Source organism: Sphingopyxis fribergensis, from assembly GCF_000803645.1.
GTDB classification, from domain to species: domain Bacteria; phylum Pseudomonadota; class Alphaproteobacteria; order Sphingomonadales; family Sphingomonadaceae; genus Sphingopyxis; species Sphingopyxis fribergensis.
Genome location: NZ_CP009122.1, coordinates 3,847,724 through 3,865,623 on the forward strand (window position 1 = coordinate 3,847,724; position 17,900 = coordinate 3,865,623).

A 17,900-nucleotide genomic window follows, 5' to 3' on the forward strand; every position below is an offset into this window, starting at 1 on the left:
CTATCTCCTGTTCCTGATGATCGGCCCCATCGCCAGCACTACTATCGCACCGAGCGTTGCCAGCGCCATATCCTTTTGCGCGTCCCAGATGTCGCCCTGTTGCCCGTTATAGCGGTCGGCGGTGTCGCCCGCCGCGACGATGGTGAGCAGCCATTCGAAGATTTCATACAGGCAGGATGTCGCCAAAACCCAGCCGAGCACGGTTAACGCCGCACCGCGCGGACCGAGCCCGCCGCAGCGCCTTGCGATTTCGGCGACGGGGATCACCGACAGTGCGCCGAAGGCGAAATGGACGAGACGGTCGTAATGATTGCGCGTCCAGCCGAAGGCGTCGGAGAGGCTCGTGCCGGTGAGCGCGCGCGCCCAGTCGTCATAGGGGACGTTGCTGTAAGCATAGCGCCCCCCGAGCGTGTGAAGCGCCATGAACGCCACGATGCACGCGACCGATGCGGTCGACAGCGGCCAGCGGCGGAGCAGCCAAGGCGACGCCACGATCAGCAGCATCGTCGGGATATGCTGGAGCAGCGCGACCTCGGGATAAGGCTGGTCGATCTGCGCGAAGAGCAGCAGCACGAGAAGCAGGCCGAACAGGCGGCGCTGCGCGGGCGCGGTGGCGGCGCTCACCAGCGCAGCGACATGCAGCTGAGCCCCGCGTCGATATGCGCGATCTGATCGGTCGGCAACGCGCGGATCTCGATGCCTCGCGCGGCGAGCAATGCGTGCGTCGCGAGCCAGTCGTCGCCGACGAGCACGGTGTCGCGGATGCGCAAGATATTCGCGGCGGGTTCTTCGCCGGGCGGGGTCGTGACGACCGCCAACCCGTCGAACTGTGGACAGTCGGCGAGCGCGGGGACGGCGAGGATCGTGCGTTCGTCGATCAGTCCGCAGCCGGTCTTGAAATGGAGCACGCCCGGCGGCGTTTCGGCGATCTCGGCGCGGTAACCGAGCTTGCCGAGCAGGCCGGCGAGCTCCTCGGCGCCGGTGCGGTCGGTGCGCGCGGAGAGGCCGATGATCACGCGGTCGGCGAGGCGCAATATGTCGCCGCCGTCGGCGAAGCCGCGGCCGGTCATTTCGAGGAGGCGGCTGTGATTCGCCGCGAGCGCGCCGCGGATATGTTCGACCTCGCCCGCGCGACTCGGGGCGCCGGGGCGGAGCAGGATCGCGCCCTTGGGGAAGGTCAGCGCGACATCTTCGGTAAACAGCGCGTCGGGGAATTCATCGAGCGGTTCGAGGACTTCGACCGCGAGGCCAAGCTCGCGGAGCGTCGCGACATAGGCCTCATGCTCGGCGACGAGACCGAAGAAATCGGGATCGGGGCCGCCGTCGGCGCGGATGCCCTTGACCGCCGAAAGGGCGGGGGCGCGGCAGAGGGCGTGCGTGAAGTTGAAAGGATCAGCCATATCCTTCCCTTATCCGTTCGCATCGAGCGAAGTCGAGACACAGCAAAGCTGTGCCCCTGCGAAGGCAGGGGTCCATCTCCTGCCTTCGCCTTCAAGCCGCGAACGACTGCGTTGTATCGACTCCTCTGGCGATGTGCCCCTGCCTTCGCAGGGGCACAATCATCCTCAGCCCTTTTTGAGGTGGCGGCGCCCCAGCAGTTCGGCAATCTGCACCGCGTTCAGCGCCGCGCCCTTGCGGAGATTGTCCGAAACGCACCAGAGGTTGAGGCCGTTTTCGACCGTCGGATCTTCGCGGACGCGCGACACGAAGGTCGCGAAATCGCCGACGCATTCGACGGGGGTGATGTAGCCGCCGTCCTCGCGCTTGTCGTGGAGCACGACGCCGGGCGCCTCGCGCAGGATGCGCTGCGCGTCCTCGGCCGACAGCTCATCCTCCATCTCGATATTGATCGCCTCCGAGTGGCCGACGAAGACGGGGACGCGGACGCAGGTCGCGGTGACCTTGATCTTGGGATCGAGGATCTTCTTGGTCTCGACGACCATCTTCCACTCTTCCTTGGTCGATCCGTCGTCGAGGAATTTGTCGATGTGCGGGATGACGTTGAAGGCGATCTGCTTGGTGAACTTCTGGATGTCCTTTTCGTCGCCGACGAAGATCTGGCGCGTCTGGTTCCAGAGCTCGTCCATGCCCGACTTGCCCGCGCCCGAAACCGACTGATAGGTCGAAACGACGACACGCTTGATCTTGGCGGCATCGTGGAGCGGCTTCAGCGCGACGACCATCTGCGCGGTCGAGCAGTTCGGGTTCGCGATGATATTCTTGCGCTTGTAGCCGTCGATCGCGTCGGGGTTCACCTCGGGCACGATCAGCGGCACGTCGGGGTCCATGCGGTAGAGCGAGCTATTGTCGATCACGACGCAGCCCGCTGCGGCAGCCTTGGGCGCATGAATCGCGGTCGCGTCGCTGCCGATCGCGAAAATCGCCATGTCCCAGCCGGTCCAGTCGAAATTGTCGATATTCTGGCATTTGACGGTGCGGCCGCTGTCGCCGATTTCGACGTCGGTGCCCTGGCTGCGCGACGATGCAACCGCCGCCAGTTCGTCGATCGGGAATTCGCGCTCGGCGAGAATAGCGAGCACTTCGCGCCCGACATTGCCCGTGGCTCCGGCGACAACGATACGATAACCCATTACTTCACTCCTCGGTGCAAATACTCGGTTGAAAACTTCAATCTAATTCAGACTTTCCAGCGGAAATGGCCGGTCAGCCTGTGGTCGAACAGCGCATCCTCCTCGCGCGTCCCGCCGCCGATATTGTGGAGGACAAGCGGCACGCCGGTCGTATCCTTGCGGTCGGAGACGATGCCAGTGTGCGGCAGCCGGCCGCCGACCATCTGGGTGAAGATGTCGCCCGGACGCCAGTCGGCGGGGTTGTCGGTGACGGGGAGCGATGCCCCGTGCCGCCGCCAATAGGTCGCGAGATTGGGGACGCGGCGATGATCGATATTGCGGTCGGGACGGCCGAGCCCCCAGTTTTTCGGATAAGCCCCAAAATTGGCGCGCATGTCCGCGTTTACAAGGGCCTGCAGATCGTGGCCGAGCGCATCGCGGAAGGCGCGGATCACGACGTCGGTGCACACGCCCTTGGCGCGGTCGACGTCGCCGTTCGGGAAGGCGAGCACCGTGTACGCCGGATCGTAGCGCAGCGTGATGCCGACTTGCCGCCGCGCCGCGTTCACCAATCGGTGCGCCGGGGTAACCGCGAACGCCTCGCCCGACACGCCGAACAGTCCAAAAAGACCAAGGGGCACCGCGCCAAGGAAGGCACGCCGCGTCGGCTGGAACGGGAGGACGGAGGCTTGCATCAAATTCGCTTTGCCCAAAAGAAAACGACCGGTTCTGCGCTTTGGCGGAACCGGTCGTTTTTGAAAGCTGTTTCGGCTTTGGGTGAGAGAAGCTCTCCTTAGCCTTCGCCGGCTTCCGACCGGTATTCGCGGCGCTCCGCAATACGCGCCGATTTACCGGTACGGCCACGAAGATAGTAAAGCTTCGCACGACGCACGGCACCCTTGCGGATGACGGTAATGCTGTCGATGTTGGGCGAATAGAGCGGGAACACGCGCTCGACACCTTCGCCGAACGACATTTTGCGCACGGTGAAGTTGGAGCCCATACCCTTGTTCGAGCGTGCGATGCACACGCCTTCGAAATTCTGGACGCGGGTGCGTTCGCCTTCGACCACCTTCACGCCGACTTTCAGCGTGTCGCCGGGACGGAAGGTCGGAATGGTCTTCGCCGCTTTGGCGATTTCTTCGGCTTCGATCGTCTGGATGAGGTTCATGCCTCTGTTCCTTTTCTTGTCGCCGCGCGCCAGAGGCAGGTCGGTCCCGAGCATCGATATGACGCTCCCAAAGGTCCGGCCTGCGTAACCGTATCTTTCGGCAAGGCTTCCCGATCGCAGCACTTCGGAAACCCTGCGCCCCGTCCGGATTAGCGGACGGGAATTAAGCGGATGACGGGCGCGCGCAAGGAATGCGATTCGCCCGGTTCCACTCGAAGCCGCGGCCACTACGCCGGAAAGCTACGAAATGCAAGGGTCTCGGCGGGAAACCGGCGCGGCGGGTTTAAACGGCCATTAACCAAAATCCGCCATGGACGGCAGCGGAGGGACCCGATGCTGCACATGACCGCCGTAAAGCCGCTCGCGAGCCGCGCTTTTGCGCCCGCCGACGGCGCCGGGCTGACGGCGTTCCTCAACTGGGCGCTGTGCTGGATGCTGCTGCCCAACCTGCCCTTCCTGCCGATCACCATCATGGGCGGACCGATGCGCGCGCCCGAAATCTGGCTGTGCGCGGCGGTCGGCTTCGTCGCGAGCTGGTTCGGCTATTGGGTTCGCCTTTCGGCCTTTTTCGGCCTTCTCGCCTATCTGACGCTGGTGTTCATCGCGAGCATGTTCAACATGCACGTCAGCATGATCCTGTCGGTGATCGCACTGGTGCTCGACCTCCGTCCCGCCGCCTCGCCCGAATATATGATCGGCGGCGGGCTGTTGATCCTCGTCCTGGCACTCGCCGCGCGGCAGCTTCGCCGGCCGGCCAATCTGCGCGGACTACAGTGGATGGCCGCTGCCGCGGCGCTGACCTTTTCGCTGGCGCAGGCCGACTATATCCGCGCACGCGACGGAGCGACCTCCTACAACCGTCTGGCGCCTGCCGACGCCCCTTTCACCTCGGCAACGCAGCAGACCGACTTTTTGAAGCTCGCCAACGGCAAAAGGCATGTGATGGTCGTCGTCGTCGAGGCGATGGGGCTGCCGACCGAGGCGACGCTGCGCACGCGGCTGGGCGCCATCTGGACGCGCCCCGAACTCGCCGCGCGGTTCGAGATCAGCCAGGGCAGCACGACCTTCTACAATTCGACGACCAAGGGCGAGATACGCGAGCTGTGCCAGCGGTGGGGCGACTATCCCGAGATCGTTACGCCCGACCCCGACTGCCTGCCCGCAACCCTGGCGCGGCGCGGCTATGCGACGCACGCTTATCACGGCTTTTCGCCCAAATTCTTTGATCGCGATCGCTGGTATCCGCTGATCGGGTTCGAACGAATGAGCTTTCGGGGCACGCTCGAGGCCGCGGGCGCGGGGCATTGCCCCAATGTCTTTCCGGGCGCGTGCGACCGCCACATCCCGCGGCTGATCGGCCGCGACCTGGCCGCGGCGAAGCAGCCGCAGTTCGTCTATTGGCTGACGCTCAATTCGCACCTGCCGGTGGTCGCCAACGCTGCGCTGCGCACCGACAACTGCCGCCAGCTCGGTCCCCTGCTCGACGGCGATTATCCGCAGGTCTGCCGGCTGTTCGCGATCTGGGACGACACCGCGGCGGCGCTCGCCGACATGGCAAGCCGGCCCGGCTTCCCGCCGACCGACATATTGATCGTCGGCGATCATATGCCGCCTTTCACCCAACAAAAGAGCCGGATGATGTTCGACAGCACGAAGGTGCCGTGGGTGCTGCTGCGTTATCGGCCGCCGGAGCGTCCGGCAGAATAGGCGGCCCACAAATCGGGACGCCGCGCCTTCGTATCGCTTTCCGCCTGCTCGCGGCGCCAGGCCGCGATCTTCTTGTGATCGCCCGACCGCAGCACGTCGGGAATGTCGCGCCCTTCCCAGCTGACCGGGCGGGTATAGTGCGGATATTCGAGCAGGCCCTGCTCGAACGACTCATCGTCGCCGCTCGCCGAGGCGCCCATCACGCCGGGAAGCAGGCGGATGCACGCGTCGAGCAGCAACAGCGCCCCCATCTCGCCCCCCGAGAGAATGATGTCGCCCATCGACACCTGCTCGATCGGCCGGGCGTCAAAAATCCGTTCGTCGAAGCCTTCGAAGCGGCCGCAGAGGATGATCGCGCCCGGCCCCTCGGCGAGCGAGCGCACGCGCGCCTGCGTGATCGGCGCGCCGCGCGGGGTCATGGCGAGGATCGGCAGGCCCGGATGCGCCGCCACCGCATGGTCGATCGCGGCCCCAAGCACGTCGGCCTTGAGCACCATGCCCGCGCCGCCGCCCGCGGGCGTATCGTCGACGGTGCGATGTTTGTCGGTCGCGAAATCGCGGATCTGCACAGGCGCACAGTTCCACGTCCTGCTTTCGAGCGCGCGTCCCGCCATGCTGTGCCCCAGCGGGCCGGGGAACATGTCGGGGTAGAGGGTGAGCGGGACGGCGGTGAAGGTCATTAGTCGAACACTTTAGCTTCGGACCGGCGCCGGTTCCGGAACGCCAGAATGCGGCATAAAGTCCATGACATCGTAACTGCGGCAAGAACGACCAACGCAAGGCGGTCCCAATAGATGCCCGCGTTGCTGTCGGGCTTTAATATCGCCAGTGGCAGAACGACAAAAAACAAGGTCGAGGCAGCGGCGACGAGCGATGGCGCCACCCGCCACCGCCGTTCGTTCAAACGGAACAAGATCCATGTCGCAACAAACAGCGCCGCGATCCAAAAGGACAGTAGAGCCGGTTGCGTTAGAGTGGCTAACTTGAAAGAAATGGCGATCGCCCCGCTCCTTTCTGAGTCTTTAGATTCGCCACCGAGGTCATGGCAGCGGCTCCCATAGCGCGTCGGGGAGCAGGTGGCGATCCTTCGCGATTTCGGCGTGCAGCCATTCGCGGAAGCGCTCGATCTTCCGCACCCCGACACGGTTGTCGCGGTGGACGAGCCACATGCCGAAGCCCGAGACGTGGAGCGTGTCGAAGGGCTGGACCATGCGGCCGCTTGCGAGTTCGGTCTGCCAGAACAGCGGCGTCATCATCGCGATGCCAAACCCCGCCTGCACCGCGCTCGCCTCCTGCAACTGGCTGTCGAGTTCGATTCCGCGGCGCGAGGGCACCGGCAGCGTCGTCACCCCGGCGGCGGCGAACCATTCGGCCCACCAGCTATCGTTCGGCGCGAGCCGCTGGACGCGCAGCAGGTCGGCGGGCTCGTTGATGCCGTTCGCCTCGATGAAGGCGGGCGACGCGAGCGGCGCGACATGCTGGCGCATCAGGAAATCGCTGCGCAGCCCCGGCCAGCGGCCCTTTCCCATACGGATCGCGACGTCGACATTCGAGGCATCGAAATCGATCAAATGGTTACTCATCGACATGCGTACCGCAAGCTCGGGATAGAGGAGCTGAAAGCTGCCGATGCGCGCGCTGAGCCAGGTGCCCCCGAAACTCGTCACCGCGTTGATCGTCAGCACATCGGCCTCGTCGCTGCCCAATGCGGCGAAGGCATCGCCCATCGTCGCGAAGGCATTGCTGATCGCGGGGAGCAGCCTCTGCCCGGTTTCGGACAGGCGCACTCGGCCCTTCTCGCGCACGAACAGCGCGCGGCCGAGGCGATCCTCCAATTGGCGGATTTGATAACTCACCGCGGCCTGCGTCAGCCCCAGCTCCTCGGCGGCGCGCGAGAAATTCTGCAAACGACCGGCGGCTTCGAAGGTGCGTATGGCGGCAAGAGGCGGCAGGCGGGACATGCGACCTTATAAGGTCAGCTTATAAGATGGTCTACGCCTTTTGTTGGCCGCGGGGTGCGGAGCGGTGCATATTCTGGTCATCAAGCGAAAGGAAATGAACGATGAAAGACGAGCAGTTCATGCGCGTTTGGAATGACGGTCATGATCATTTCAGCGCCGATATCGCCCGCGGCCTCCACTGGCTCGCGACCCCGTTCAGACGCCTCGGCGAATGGATCGCGCTGCCGAGCGCGCCCGGCGAAGACAGCGCCTTCACTCGTGTCGCCGCGCGCTGCGGCGTGCGCCCGCGCCGGGCGCGATAAACCTCTCTGGCCTCCCCTCTCGAAGGCCCAGGGCGAAACGGGGTGGGGTCGTCCCTTGCTAAAGGCCCCACCCCGTTTAGACTATTGCGCGTCGGGCGGCACGACGCGCAGGCGCAAGGCCTGGATCGTCGCGGGCGTCGTCGGTGCGAGCAGCAATATCCCGTCGAGCTTGCCCTTTTCGCAATTGAGGCGGAACGCGGTCGACATCGCGCCCATCGGCGCGAGCGGTTCGTCGGTCGGGCAGGCGCCGACCTCGGCCTTCAGCTTTGCCAGTTCGGCTTTCCAATTGTCGGCCGAGCGGTCGAGCAGGAAGTTCATCGCGAGCTTGCCTTGTAGCGGGCCAAGGTCGCCCGCGGCATAAGCCGCCCTTACCGCCGCATAGGCGTCCGCAACCGCCGGTGACACCGGCACGGAGCGCGCTTCGAGCAGCCCCGCCTTGTCCATCAGGACCGCGGTGTCCCATGCGGGGCCCGCCGGGCCCGCGTAAGTGCGGTTCGACAGCGCGAAAACCCCGACGCCATGGTCGGGCATCAGCATCACATGGCTGCCATAACCCGGATAGCCGCCGCCATGCGCGAGCGTCAGCCCGAGGTCGCAATCCTGCGCGACGCGCCAGCCCATGCCGTAAGCGGCGGCCTGCTTGCACGCCATGGCGCCGCTCGCGCCGATGCGGTTCGCGACCGTGACGAAATTGAGCCCCTGCGCGATCTCGCGCACCGTCGAGCGTTTGACGGGGCCGGTGTCGGGATCGTCGCGCGCCGGCCAGGCGGAGAGCAGGAAGGCGACCCATTTGGCATAATCGTTCGCGCTGACCTGTAGCCCGCCCATCGCGTTGAACGCCCCGTCGGCCATTTCGGGCTCAGGCGACCAGCGCTCATTCTCCCAACGATAGCCGAGGGCATAGCGCGCCTTGGGGGCGTTCGGCGAATCGAAGCCGCTCGCCCCCATGCCAAGCGGGATGAGGATCGTCCGGCGAACATAGTCGCGATAGGGCATGCCCGACGCGTTGGCGACGATGCGGCCGAGCAGCGCATAGCCGAAGTTCGAATATTCATGGCTGCTCTGCGGCGCGCGGCTGAACGGCACGCCCGCCGCGATCATTTTCGTGAACTCGTCTTGCGGCAGTATCTGCTGCCGATCGCCCCACGGATCGTCGGTGACAAGGCCGCCGACATGGTGGAGCAGGTCGCGCACGCGGATACGCGGGCTGTCCGTCGTCGGATAGGTCCAGCCCTTCATTTCGGGCACATATTGTTCGGCAAGGTCGTCGAGGCGGAGTTTACCGTCGTCGCGCAGCTTCAGGATCGACAGCGCGGTGAACGCCTTGGTCATCGATGCGATGCGGAACAGGCTGTCTGGCGTCACGGCACGCTTGTCGGCGATGTTCTGGACGCCGATGCCCTTCACATAGGCGAGCTTGCCGTCCTTGACGACGCCATAGACGACGCCCGGCACATGCTGATCGGTCTGGAATCTGGCGAAGAGCGCGTCGATTTCGGGGGCGAGCTGGTCGAGGGTTTTGGGGGCGGAGTCTTGCGCGACCGCGGGGACCGCCCCCGCGAACATGAAAGCGAAAACAAAACCCGATTTCCAGCGCATAGTCCCTCCTCGACAAATCGTTGTCACGCTAACAGCGGGTGAGAACCCCGGCAACCATAACGCCCTCGTCACCTTGGACTTGGTCAGGGGTCCATTGTCGCCAACGCTGGAAGATGGATCCCGGATCAAGTCCGGGATGACGAATGACTGAAGCCGACCGAGAGGCGACGCGACGTATCACATAACTTCGTGGGAGCGTCCGCTCACCACCCCGAAACAGGCGTGCCTATTCGACGAACGCCGCGGCCACGGTGACGCCATCGTCGCTCCACGTCGGCACCGCCTGCGCGGTCATCGGCACCATGAAGCGCTTGCCGTCGGGCTTCTCGATTTCGAGGATGTCGCCCGCACCGAAATTCTCGATTCCGACGACGTGACCGATCGCCGCGCCGTCGGTCGACACGCATGGCAGGCCGAGCAGATCGTGGTGGTAATATTCGCCCTCGCCCAGGGTCGGCAGCGCCGAACGCGGGACGGTGAGCAGGGTGCCTCGGAGGGCCTCTGCGGCGCTGCGATCGTTGACCTCGGCAAAGGTCGCGACCGCGCCCTGATTGGCGGGGCGTACAGATTTGAGGGTGAGCTTGCTTGCCCCCGCGTCGAAAACGGAAAAGGCGCGGAGAGCCTCCGCGCCTTCGCCGAACAATTTGAGACGCACCTCGCCCCGTACCCCGTGCGCGCCGGCAATGGCGGCGAGGGTGACGGGGCGATTCGCGTCGGCCAAGGCTTAGCCTTCGGCCTTTTCTTCGCCAGCTTCAGCAGCCGGAGCCTCTTCGGCCTCGGCAGCGACCGGGCCGCCTTCGGCGACTTCTTCGGCGATCGCGGTCGCGTCTTCGGCGGTCGCGTCGGCCGGGGTTTCGTCGACGACAGCTTCGGCAACGGCTTCGGCGGTTTCTTCGCTCTTCACCGAACCGGTTGCGTCCGATTCAGCGGCTTCGGGAGCGGCAGCTTCTTCAGCGGCAGGCGCTTCTTCAGCAGCTTCGGGTTCCGGGGCCGGAGCGGCGGCGGCAGCGGCTGCGGCTTCTTCGGCGTCAGCCAGCTTCTGGGCCTTTTCTTCGGCGCGCTCCTTGGCCTTTTCGCCGGGGACACCCTTGTTCGGGTTGTTGCGGGCTGCGCGCTCGAGGACGCCTGCGGCATCGAGGAAGCGGGCGACGCGGTCGGTCGGCTGCGCGCCAACCGAAACCCAATGCTTCGCGCGGTCGGCGTCGAGCTTGATACGCTCGGGATTGTCCTTGGCGAGCAGCGGGTTGTAGCTGCCGATACGCTCGATGAAGCGGCCGTCGCGCGGGCTGCGCGAATCGGCGACGACGATCTTGTAATAAGGACGCTTTTTCGAACCGCCGCGTGCGAGGCGAATGGAGGTTGCCATGATATTTTCCTTCAGAGTTTAACGTTGAAATTCGGACGTAACTATTTCTTTTTATTCATCAAATTTGCTAGTTCGGGCGGGATAGATCCGCCTCCACCGAGACCGGGCAGGCCACCGCCACCCATGCCGCCGCCGCCCATTCCGGGAATGCCGCCGCCCTTGCCGAACAGCGCGCCGAGGCCCTTGAGCCCGCCCATCTTGCGGATCTTCTTCATCGCACTGGCCATTTCCTGGTGCATTTTCAGCACCTTGTTGACCTGCTGCACCGTCGTGCCCGACCCGTTGGCGATGCGGATCTTGCGCTTCGCGGTCAGGATTTCGGGCTTCGCGCGCTCCTTCGGCGTCATCGAACCCATGATCGCGTCCATATGGATCAGCGTCCTGTCGTCGGCGCCGCTTTGCGCCGCCGCGATCTGTGCCTTTTTCATGCCGGGGATCATGCCCGCGAGCGCGCCGAGGCCGCCCATGCGGCGCATCTGGTTCAATTGCGTGCGGAGGTCGTTGAGGTCGAACTGGCCCTTGGCCATCTTCGCCGCCATCGCCTCGGCCTCTTCGGCCTGGATCGTTTCGGCGGCGCGTTCGACGAGGCTGACGACGTCGCCCATGCCGAGGATGCGGCCCGCGATGCGCGAGGGCTGAAAGAGTTCGAGCCCGTCGAGTTTCTCGCCCGTCCCCGCGAACTTGATCGGCTTGCCGGTGACGGCGCGCATCGAGAGCGCGGCACCGCCGCGCGCGTCGCCGTCCATGCGGGTGAGCACGACGCCGGTGAGCGGCACCTGGTCGGTGAAGCGCTGCGCGACCTGCACCGCGTCCTGCCCGGTCAGGCTGTCGACGACGAGCAAAGTTTCGGCGGGGTTCGCCGTGCGCGACACCGCCTGCATCTCGTCCATCAACTGCTGGTCGACGTGGAGGCGGCCCGCGGTATCGAGCATCAGGACATCATAGCCCTGAAGCTTTGCGGCCTGCAGCGCGCGCTGCGCGATCTCGACCGGACCTTGACCCGCGACGATCGGCAAGGTCGCGACATCGATCTGGGTGCCGAGGACGGCGAGCTGTTCCTGCGCGGCGGGGCGATTGACGTCGAGCGACGCCATCAGCACCTTCTTGCGCTCTTTTTCCTTGAGCCGCTTCGCGATCTTCGCGGTCGTCGTCGTTTTACCCGAGCCCTGCAGGCCGACCATCATGATGACTGCAGGCGGAGTGACGGCGAGGTCGAGCTCGGCGGTTTCGGAGCCGAGCATTTCGGTCAGCGCGTCGCTGACGATCTTGACGACCTGTTGCCCCGGGGTGACCGAGCGCAGGACATTGGCGCCGATCGCGAGGTCGGTGACCTGGTCGATGAAGCTGCGCACGACGGGCAGCGCGACGTCGGCCTCGAGCAAGGCGATTCGCACTTCGCGCATCGCGGCGCGCACGTCGGCCTCGGTCAGCGCACCGCGGCCGCGGAGCTTCCCGAATACATCGCCAAGCCGGTTGCTCAGACTATCGAACACAGCCAAAATCCTTGCCTACGACGCCCGCAACGCAAAACACGCCGGTGAGCGAAACCTCGCCAACCAGCGGTATCCGTGGACAGTGTTTCCGTCGCGGATGTCGTGTTTGCCCGAACGCAAAATGCGCGCGGACGCGGCGGCCTTTACGCAAAAGCCCCGCCGAAAGCAAGCGGCGGGCCATCGTACACGCGCGAACGGCAGCGCGGCGGCGCACTTAACCCAAATTTCACCGCTTTGCCCCCATAGAGCCCGCGAGGGTGGGAAAAATTCATATGACAGCGACGCCGAAGCCATTCGACCGCAGCGAGGGCGCCAAACGCGACATCATCGCGGGGGGCATTGTCGTCGCCGCGATCCTGCTGTTCGTCGGAACAGGCAGCAATGTGATGCAGGCGGCCGTGCGCGCGCTGATCGGTATCGGCGGCGGTCCCGACCGCGCGCTGGCGACCGCACTCATCCTCAATGTTGCGCTCATTCTCTTCGGCTGGCGCCGCTACAAGGATCTCAACCGCGAAATCCTCGAGCGGACCGAGGCCGAACAGCGCGCACGCTATCTGGCCGACACCGACCCGCTCACGGGTTTCCTCAATCGCCGCGCCTTGCTGGCGACCGGACAGCGGCAGATCGCGAACGCGATCGCCGACAAGCGCCAGGTCGCGCTGTTCCTGCTTGATCTCGATCATTTCAAGACCGTCAACGACATCCACGGCCATGCCGCGGGCGACCGCGTGTTACAGGTCGCGGCCGAACGCATCTCGGCGGTTCTGCCCCCCAATGCCACCAAGGCGCGGCTTGGCGGCGACGAATTCGTCGCGATGCTGGCGTTCGAGCCCGCGGCGCGCGCCGACATCGACGCGCTGGCGGCCGAACTCGTCGCGGCGCTCGACAATAATGTGACCCACGACTCGCAGCAGATCCGGGTTGGAGCATCGCTCGGCATATCGCTCGCCAGCGATGCCAGTATCACGATGGAAACAATGGTCCGCCAGGCCGATATCGCGATGTATCATTGCAAGGATGAGGGTCGGAACCGCTTCTGCTGGTTCGAGGCCGGAATGGAGATGGCCGTGCAGGTCCGCAACCAGATCGAAACCGGTATTCGCGACGGCATGCCGCGCGGCGAGTTCATCCCGCATTTCGAACCGCAGGTCGATATCGCCAGCGGACGCCTGATCGGCTTTGAAATGCTGATGCGCTGGGAATCGCCCGAATATGGCATGATCCCGCCCGAACGCTTCATCCCGGTCGCCGAGGAAAGCGGGCTGATCGGCGAATTGTCGCTGCAGGTGATCCGCGAAGCGATGGAAATCGCCAAGCGCTGGGATCCCTCGATCATGCTCGCGGTCAATATTTCGCCGCAGCAGCTGAAGGATCCCTGGTTTAGCCAGAAGCTCACCAAGCTGCTCGTCGAGGTCGGATTCCCGGCCGCGCAGCTTGAGGTCGAGATCACCGAGAGCTCGCTGTTCGAAAATCTGCCGCTGGTGCGATCGATCGTCACCAGCCTCAAGAATCAGGGCGTATCGCTCAGCCTCGATGATTTCGGCACCGGCTACAGCTCGCTGTCGCACCTGCGCGCGCTGCCGTTTGACCGGATCAAGATCGACCGCAGCTTTGTCGCCGCAATGCGCGGCAGCCCCGATGCGCAGGCGATCGTCGTCGCGATCGTCCGGCTCGGCGAAAGCCTGGCGATGCCGATCACCGCCGAAGGCGTCGAGGACGAAGCGACCGCGATCGAACTGACGCGGCTCGGCTGCTCGAAGGGACAGGGCTGGTACTTCGGCCGCGCCGCATCGGCCGCCGACACCGACCGGCTGCTCGCCGACCGCGGCTTGCTGCGCGCCCCCATGGTGCCGCCTGCCGGCCCCGATGTCAGCGAAGACGCGCCGCTGCGCAAGACGGCCTGACCCCGCCGCATCGCTAGACTTCGCGCGCCCGCGCCCTTACATGCGCGGACTATGGCAGACCGCTTCACCAAGATGCACGGCCTCGGCAACGACTTTGTCGTCATCGACGCGCGTGAAAACGCGGTCGAGATGACTCCGGCGCGCGCGCATGCGATCGCCGACCGCCGCCATGGCATCGGGTGCGACCAGCTGATCCTGCTCGAACCGTCGGCCAGCGCCGACGTAAAGATGCGCATCTTCAACGCCGACGGCGGCGAGGTCGAGGCGTGCGGCAATGCGACGCGCTGCGTCGCGACGCTGATCGGCAAGACTGCGGTGATCGAGACATTGGGCGGGATGCTGCGCGTCACCCCGGCCGATGGCGGCGCCGAAGTCGTGCTGGGCGAACCCGAATTCGACTGGGAGCACATCCCGCTCGCGATGCCGATGGACACGCGCGACATGCCGGTGGCGTGGGACGAGCTGGAGCATGGCGCCGGGGTCAATGTCGGCAATCCACATATCGTATTCTTCGTGCCCGAGGCCGATGCCGTCGCGCTCGACGAACTCGGCCCGCGGATCGAAACCGACCCGCTGTTCCCCGAGCGCGTCAACGTCAATGTCGCGAGCCTCGACGGCGAGAACCAGTTGCAGCTGCGCGTCTGGGAGCGCGGCGTGGGCCTGACACAGGCGTGCGGCACCGGCGCATGCGCGACCGCGGTCGCGGCGATCCGCGCAGGCCTGGTCCAGTCGCCGGTGACAGTGTCGCTGCCCGGCGGCGATCTCGTGATCCGCTGGGCGCCGGGCGAGCCGATCGTGATGAGCGGCGCCGCGACGCGCGTTTACGAGGGCGAGACCGACTGGGCGCAGTTCGGATGAGCGCATCTCTCGTCGACCGGCAAGAGGTCGTTAATTTCGGTTGCCGGCTGAATATCGCCGAAGGGGAGGCCATCCGGTCTGCCGTCGAGGCGGCAGGCGCACGCGATACGATCGTGTTCAACAGCTGCGCGGTGACCGATGAGGCGGTGCGGCAGGCACGCCAGGCGGTGCGGCGGGCGCTGCGCGAGCGGCCGGGCGCCGAGGTTGTGGTGACGGGGTGCGCGGCGGAACTGGAGGCCGAGACCTTTGCGGCAATGGGTGCCCGGGTGGTGTCCAATGACGCGAAGGGGCTGGTCGAGAGTTACGGAAACACCGTGTCCCCGCGAAGGCGGGGACCCATCTCCGGTGCGCTCCATCTGGAATCGGCAGGAGATGGGCCCCTGCCGTCGCAGGGGCACACGGCATCCTACACCCCAGCCCTGTCGGGCGCCGACCATGCGCGCGCTTTCCTCGGCGTCCAGACGGGCTGTTCACACAGCTGCACATTTTGCGCGACGGTGCTGGCGCGCGGGACGGCGCGATCGGCGAGCGTCGACGCTGTGGTCGCTTCCGCGCAAACCGCATTGGATCGCGGGCAGCGCGAGATCATCCTGACCGGGGTCGACCTTGCCAGCTATGGCGACGACAGCGGTACCAGCCTTGCGACGCTCGTCGAGGCGCTGCTGGCGCTGCCGGTCGAGCGCCTCCGCCTCTCGTCGCTCGACCCGGACCGGATCGACGACGCACTTTTCGCCTTGCTGACGCAGGAAAAGCGGGTGATGCCGCATGTCCATCTGTCCTTGCAGGCGGGCGACGATATGGTGCTCACCCGCATGAAGCGCCGCCACCGCCGCGCCGACGCCGTGCGCCTGACCGAACGGCTGAAGGCCGCGCGCGCCGAGATCGCGGTCGGCGCCGACCTGATCGCGGGTTTTCCGACCGAGGACGAAGCGATGTTCGCAAACTCGCTGGCGCTGATCGACGATTGCGACATCGTTTTCGGCCATATCTTTCCGTACAGCCCGCGCGCCGGCACCCCCGCCGCGCGGATGCCGCAGGTCGGGCGCACAATGGCTCGCGAACGCGCCGCCGTGCTGCGAGAAGCAAATGCGCGGCGCCGGCAGGACTGGCTCGATACGCAGATCGGCCGCACCGCATCGATGCTCGTCGAGCGCGACGGCGTCAGCGGCCACGCCGAGAATTTCGCCGCCATGGCGCTGACCGCACCCGCAGCCCCCGGCACCGTCATCAGCGTGCGCCTGACCGCGCGCGACGGCGACCGCATGATCGCCACCCCCACGCAAGCAAAGGATAACGCGGCATGACCGGCCAAAGCTGGAGCGAACGGCTGCTCGGCGGATTTCGCCGCACGTCGGAGCGGCTCGGCGAAAATCTCGCGGGGCTGACCGGCAAGGCGCGGCTCGACGAAGAAGACCTCGACCGCATCGAGGAGGCGCTGATCACCGCCGACCTTGGCCCCGCGATGGCCGACCGCATCCGCAACCGTCTAGCAGAACGCCGCGACGTCGCCGCGAACGGCACCGAGGAGCTGCGCAAGGTCGTCGCCGAGGAAATCGCCGCGGTACTGCGCCCGGTCGCGCAGCCGCTCGACATCGACGCCTTCCCGCGCCCGCAGGTCATATTAGTGATCGGCGTCAACGGGTCGGGCAAAACCACCACCATCGCCAAGCTCGCGCATCTGTTCCAGGAACAGGATTATGGCGTGATGCTGGTCGCGGGCGACACCTTCCGCGCCGCCGCGATCGGGCAACTCAAGGTCTGGGCCGAACGGCTGGGCGTGCCGATCATGGCGGGGCCCGAGGGCGGCGACAGCGCGGGCATCGTATTCGACGCGGTGAAACAGGCGACCGCGACGGGGATCGACGTGCTGATCGTCGACACGGCGGGGCGGCTTCAGAACAAGCGCGAGCTGATGGACGAACTCGCAAAGATCAAGCGCGTACTCGGTCGCCTGAACCCCGCCGCCCCGCACGACGTCGTGCTCGTGCTCGACGCGACGACGGGGCAGAATGCGCTGTCGCAGATCGACGTTTTCCGTGAGGTTGCGGGCGTCACCGGGCTTGTGATGACCAAGCTCGATGGCACCGCGCGCGGCGGCGTGCTCGTGTCTGCCGCCGAGCGCCACGGGCTTCCCATCCACGCGATCGGCATCGGCGAAACCATCGACGACCTTCGCCCGTTCGACGCGGACGAGATCGCAGCCATTATTGCAGGAAATATCCGATGAGCGACGTGCTACCCACCGGCCCCGAACCGGTTCCCGCACCGCCGCCCGCCAAGAATGGATGGCTGAATTACGCGATCGATTTCGGGCCTTTGCTCGTCTTCTTCCTCGCTTATAAATTCTCGTCGGGCGGCGAGGGCGCGTTTGCCGCGACGACCGCCGCGATCAAGGGCACGGTGGCGTTCATGGTCGCGATCGTCATCGCGATGGCCGTGTCGAAGTGGAAGCTCGGCAAGATTTCACCGATGCTGTGGATGTCGAGCATCCTCGTCCTCGGTTTCGGCGCGCTGACGATCTGGTTCCACGACGAGCGTTTCATCGTGATGAAACCGACGATCATCTATGCCGCCTTCGCCGCGCTGTTGCTCGGCGGTTACTGGTTCAAGAAGCCGATGCTCAAATATCTGCTGCAATCGGCGCTCGAGGGCCTCACCGACCGCGGCTGGCTGCTCTTGTCACGCAACTGGGGGCTGTTCTTCGCCGCGCTCGGCATTGCGAACCATGTCATGTACGAGATGATCCAGGCAAAGCAGATGAGTTTCGACCTGTGGCTGACGATCAAGGTCTGGGGCGTAACCGCCCTCTCCTTCCTCTTTACCTTCAGCCAGGTTCCCGTGATGCTGAAAAACGGCCTCGCGGTTCCCGACGAGGCGGCGGCCGACAAAAATTGATGCATTTCCTCGCTGTGCTGGCATAGCTGCGTCACCGGCTCCGGGTCGCATACGGCGCCGCGAAAAACAGGGGG

17 protein-coding genes and 1 pseudogene are annotated in these 17,900 nt (G+C 65.5%); 7 read left to right on the top strand and 11 right to left on the bottom strand.

Going from position 1 to position 17,900, the window contains the following annotated elements:
• The 5 genes from SKP52_RS17920 to rplS form a co-directional block, all read right to left on the bottom strand.
• Complete coding sequence (locus tag SKP52_RS17920; protein WP_039577020.1) at nucleotides 1-627, bottom strand: DUF2238 domain-containing protein; 627 nt, start codon at nucleotides 625-627, stop codon at nucleotides 1-3.
• The gene (locus tag SKP52_RS17925; protein ID WP_039577022.1) at nucleotides 621-1,400 is read right to left on the bottom strand and encodes an arginine deiminase family protein; all 780 of its coding nucleotides are present in this window, start codon (nucleotides 1,398-1,400) and stop codon (nucleotides 621-623) included. The genes SKP52_RS17920 and SKP52_RS17925 overlap by 7 nt, the downstream gene beginning before the upstream one ends.
• Nucleotides 1,401-1,565: 165 nt before the next feature.
• Nucleotides 1,566-2,591, bottom strand: a complete 1,026-nt coding sequence (locus tag SKP52_RS17930; RefSeq protein ID WP_039577024.1) for an aspartate-semialdehyde dehydrogenase — start codon at nucleotides 2,589-2,591, stop codon at nucleotides 1,566-1,568.
• Nucleotides 2,592-2,638: 47 nt separating this feature from the next.
• A complete protein-coding gene (locus SKP52_RS17935; protein WP_081997428.1) occupies nucleotides 2,639-3,265 on the bottom strand; it encodes a DUF1287 domain-containing protein in 627 nt (208 codons plus the stop codon).
• Nucleotides 3,266-3,363: 98 nt separating this feature from the next.
• Complete coding sequence (rplS, locus tag SKP52_RS17940) at nucleotides 3,364-3,741, bottom strand: 50S ribosomal protein L19 (protein ID WP_037513643.1); 378 nt, start codon at nucleotides 3,739-3,741, stop codon at nucleotides 3,364-3,366.
• A gap of 333 nt (nucleotides 3,742-4,074) precedes the next feature.
• On the opposite strand from rplS, the gene SKP52_RS17945 reads away from it, so the two are divergent.
• Nucleotides 4,075-5,448, top strand: coding sequence for a sulfatase-like hydrolase/transferase (locus SKP52_RS17945; RefSeq protein WP_039577026.1), 1,374 nt, complete (start codon nucleotides 4,075-4,077; stop codon nucleotides 5,446-5,448).
• Here the strand turns inward: SKP52_RS17945 and trmD are convergent.
• The gene (gene trmD / locus SKP52_RS17950; protein ID WP_039577027.1) at nucleotides 5,418-6,128 is read right to left on the bottom strand and encodes a tRNA (guanosine(37)-N1)-methyltransferase TrmD; all 711 of its coding nucleotides are present in this window, start codon (nucleotides 6,126-6,128) and stop codon (nucleotides 5,418-5,420) included. The two genes, SKP52_RS17945 and trmD, sit on opposite strands and share 31 nt — an antisense overlap.
• A 360-nt stretch (nucleotides 6,129-6,488) precedes the next feature.
• On the bottom strand, nucleotides 6,489-7,355 hold the full coding sequence (locus tag SKP52_RS17960) for a LysR substrate-binding domain-containing protein (RefSeq protein ID WP_267127966.1): 867 nt from the start codon (nucleotides 7,353-7,355) through the stop codon (nucleotides 6,489-6,491).
• A 155-nt stretch (nucleotides 7,356-7,510) separates the two neighbouring features.
• On the opposite strand from SKP52_RS17960, the gene SKP52_RS17965 reads away from it, so the two are divergent.
• Nucleotides 7,511-7,711 (top strand): hypothetical protein, encoded by a 201-nt coding sequence (locus SKP52_RS17965; protein WP_039577035.1) that lies wholly within the window; start codon nucleotides 7,511-7,513, stop codon nucleotides 7,709-7,711.
• Nucleotides 7,712-7,792: 81 nt separating this feature from the next.
• Here SKP52_RS17965 and SKP52_RS17970 read toward each other — a convergent pair whose 3' ends face one another.
• The 4 genes and pseudogenes from SKP52_RS17970 to ffh form a co-directional block, all read right to left on the bottom strand.
• Complete coding sequence (locus SKP52_RS17970) at nucleotides 7,793-9,310, bottom strand: serine hydrolase domain-containing protein (protein ID WP_039577038.1); 1,518 nt, start codon at nucleotides 9,308-9,310, stop codon at nucleotides 7,793-7,795.
• A 226-nt stretch (nucleotides 9,311-9,536) separates the two neighbouring features.
• Nucleotides 9,537-10,031: a ribosome maturation factor RimM gene (rimM, locus tag SKP52_RS17975; RefSeq protein WP_039577040.1), complete on the bottom strand. Its 495-nt coding sequence runs from the start codon at nucleotides 10,029-10,031 to the stop codon at nucleotides 9,537-9,539.
• A gap of 189 nt (nucleotides 10,032-10,220) precedes the next feature.
• Nucleotides 10,221-10,676 (bottom strand): annotated as a pseudogene (gene rpsP / locus SKP52_RS17980) (30S ribosomal protein S16); the annotation flags it as partial.
• Between the two features lie 41 nt (nucleotides 10,677-10,717).
• On the bottom strand, nucleotides 10,718-12,169 hold the full coding sequence (gene ffh / locus SKP52_RS17985; RefSeq protein ID WP_187337265.1) for a signal recognition particle protein: 1,452 nt from the start codon (nucleotides 12,167-12,169) through the stop codon (nucleotides 10,718-10,720).
• A gap of 272 nt (nucleotides 12,170-12,441) precedes the next feature.
• On the opposite strand from ffh, the gene SKP52_RS17990 reads away from it, so the two are divergent.
• Genes SKP52_RS17990 through SKP52_RS18010 form a run of 5 tightly spaced genes read left to right on the top strand, consistent with a single transcriptional unit; the run spans nucleotide 12,442 to nucleotide 17,826 of the window.
• Complete coding sequence (locus SKP52_RS17990) at nucleotides 12,442-14,073, top strand: putative bifunctional diguanylate cyclase/phosphodiesterase (RefSeq protein WP_039577048.1); 1,632 nt, start codon at nucleotides 12,442-12,444, stop codon at nucleotides 14,071-14,073.
• 51 nt (nucleotides 14,074-14,124) lie between these two features.
• Nucleotides 14,125-14,931, top strand: coding sequence for a diaminopimelate epimerase (gene dapF / locus SKP52_RS17995; protein WP_039577050.1), 807 nt, complete (start codon nucleotides 14,125-14,127; stop codon nucleotides 14,929-14,931).
• On the top strand, nucleotides 14,928-16,235 hold the full coding sequence (locus tag SKP52_RS18000; RefSeq protein WP_039577052.1) for a MiaB/RimO family radical SAM methylthiotransferase: 1,308 nt from the start codon (nucleotides 14,928-14,930) through the stop codon (nucleotides 16,233-16,235). Before dapF ends, SKP52_RS18000 begins: the two co-directional genes overlap by 4 nt.
• Nucleotides 16,232-17,158: a signal recognition particle-docking protein FtsY gene (gene ftsY, locus SKP52_RS18005; protein ID WP_039577055.1), complete on the top strand. Its 927-nt coding sequence runs from the start codon at nucleotides 16,232-16,234 to the stop codon at nucleotides 17,156-17,158. Before SKP52_RS18000 ends, ftsY begins: the two co-directional genes overlap by 4 nt.
• Complete coding sequence (locus SKP52_RS18010; RefSeq protein WP_039577059.1) at nucleotides 17,155-17,826, top strand: inner membrane-spanning protein YciB; 672 nt, start codon at nucleotides 17,155-17,157, stop codon at nucleotides 17,824-17,826. The genes ftsY and SKP52_RS18010 overlap by 4 nt, the downstream gene beginning before the upstream one ends.
• Nucleotides 17,827-17,900: the final 74 nt, after the last annotated feature.

What these genes read in the sequence shown, in the direction of transcription:
- SKP52_RS17925 (WP_039577022.1), bottom strand. Translation starts at nt 1,400, where the DNA reads ATGGCTGATCCTTTCAACTTCACGCACGCCCTCTGCCGCGCCCCCGCC.
- SKP52_RS17930 (WP_039577024.1), bottom strand. Translation starts at nt 2,591, where the DNA reads ATGGGTTATCGTATCGTTGTCGCCGGAGCCACGGGCAATGTCGGGCGC.
- SKP52_RS17935 (WP_081997428.1), bottom strand. Translation starts at nt 3,265, where the DNA reads ATGCAAGCCTCCGTCCTCCCGTTCCAGCCGACGCGGCGTGCCTTCCTT.
- rplS (WP_037513643.1), bottom strand. Translation starts at nt 3,741, where the DNA reads ATGAACCTCATCCAGACGATCGAAGCCGAAGAAATCGCCAAAGCGGCG.
- SKP52_RS17945 (WP_039577026.1), top strand. Translation starts at nt 4,075, where the DNA reads ATGCTGCACATGACCGCCGTAAAGCCGCTCGCGAGCCGCGCTTTTGCG.
- trmD (WP_039577027.1), bottom strand. Translation starts at nt 6,128, where the DNA reads ATGACCTTCACCGCCGTCCCGCTCACCCTCTACCCCGACATGTTCCCC.
- SKP52_RS17965 (WP_039577035.1), top strand. Translation starts at nt 7,511, where the DNA reads ATGAAAGACGAGCAGTTCATGCGCGTTTGGAATGACGGTCATGATCAT.
- SKP52_RS17970 (WP_039577038.1), bottom strand. Translation starts at nt 9,310, where the DNA reads ATGCGCTGGAAATCGGGTTTTGTTTTCGCTTTCATGTTCGCGGGGGCG.
- SKP52_RS17990 (WP_039577048.1), top strand. Translation starts at nt 12,442, where the DNA reads ATGACAGCGACGCCGAAGCCATTCGACCGCAGCGAGGGCGCCAAACGC.
- dapF (WP_039577050.1), top strand. Translation starts at nt 14,125, where the DNA reads ATGGCAGACCGCTTCACCAAGATGCACGGCCTCGGCAACGACTTTGTC.
- SKP52_RS18000 (WP_039577052.1), top strand. Translation starts at nt 14,928, where the DNA reads ATGAGCGCATCTCTCGTCGACCGGCAAGAGGTCGTTAATTTCGGTTGC.
- ftsY (WP_039577055.1), top strand. Translation starts at nt 16,232, where the DNA reads ATGACCGGCCAAAGCTGGAGCGAACGGCTGCTCGGCGGATTTCGCCGC.
- SKP52_RS18010 (WP_039577059.1), top strand. Translation starts at nt 17,155, where the DNA reads ATGAGCGACGTGCTACCCACCGGCCCCGAACCGGTTCCCGCACCGCCG.